1 protein-coding gene is annotated in these 1,056 nt (G+C 65.2%); it reads left to right on the forward strand.

What is annotated here, in order from left to right; translation table 11 throughout:
- The first annotated feature begins 238 nt into the window (after positions 1 to 238).
- A complete protein-coding gene (locus tag AD72_RS32535; protein ID WP_051899257.1) occupies positions 239 to 871 on the forward strand; it encodes a TetR/AcrR family transcriptional regulator in 633 nt (210 codons plus the stop codon).
- The last annotated feature ends 185 nt before the right edge of the window (positions 872 to 1,056 follow it).

The following is a 1,056-nucleotide window of genomic DNA, read 5'->3' on the forward strand; positions in this document are numbered from 1 at the left end:
TCTTCCGATCTCAGCGCCAGTTTTCTGCGCATACGCATGACCCATTCTCCTTTGCCTGAACCGTGTCCTACGTCGAAATCCGGAACCTTCACCTCGTCGCTCTACTCGCCGGTAGCATGCAGTAGGGCAATTAATATTGCAAGTGGTCGCTCGAAATCTGTGCGGGCTCTGCTTCCGTGCGACCTGCCCGGGCTAACCTGGAGGGGTTGCCGGATCACGACGCGAGGGAGGATGTTCGGTGGCAGGTGAGGGCCGACTGACACAGGCGCAGCGGCGTGCGGCCACGTCGGCCCGGCTGGTCGAGGGAACGATCAGCGCGCTGTCCGAGGTGGGGTACGCCCGCACGACGGTTCGGGAGATCTGCGCGCGGGCCGGTGTCTCGCACGGTGCCCTCTTCGGGCGTTTCCCCGCCCTGATCGACCTCGTGCTCGCTACCGCTCGTGAGGTCGCCCAACGGCAGGTCGACAGCTTCGAGCGCAAGCTCGCGCAGCTGGCCGATCGCGATGATCTGTCCGCGGTGCTCGGCTTGCTGCAAGCATCGGCGCGTGCGCCCATCAACGCCGTGTGGGTGGAACTCAATGCGGCTGCGCGCACCGACGCGGATCTGCGGGCGCGGCTGCAACCCGTCGCTGACGAGTACGCCCAGTCCATTCTGGCCGCCAGTCGTGAGGTTTCCCTGCTCCGGCGGCTACCCGAGCGGATCCGGCCCGTGATGATCGCCCACATCATCTTCAGCTTCGACGGCGAAGCCCTGGCGCGGATTTCTCCCGACAGTGAATTCGACCGGCGACACATCGGCCTGATCGTCGACATGCTGCGTGCCTACGAGGAAACGTTCACCGACAGCACCCAGGTCGACGACAAGACCTGATCGAGCGATGAACCGAGCTCTGCCAGGCTGGCGGGAAATCGATCGGCGCCCGGCTGCGCAAAGCCACTCGCAACCGTAGTGCGTTCCCCTCCGGACGAACGGCCCTGAAACCGCCACACCGTGCCCACGGTTCGGCGACCGCATCAACATCGACACATCGTCCGCGGGTGGTGTGCCCCGGGGTT

This window comes from Sciscionella sediminilitoris, from assembly GCF_000737195.2.
Lineage (GTDB): Bacteria > Actinomycetota > Actinomycetes > Mycobacteriales > Pseudonocardiaceae > Sciscionella > Sciscionella sediminilitoris.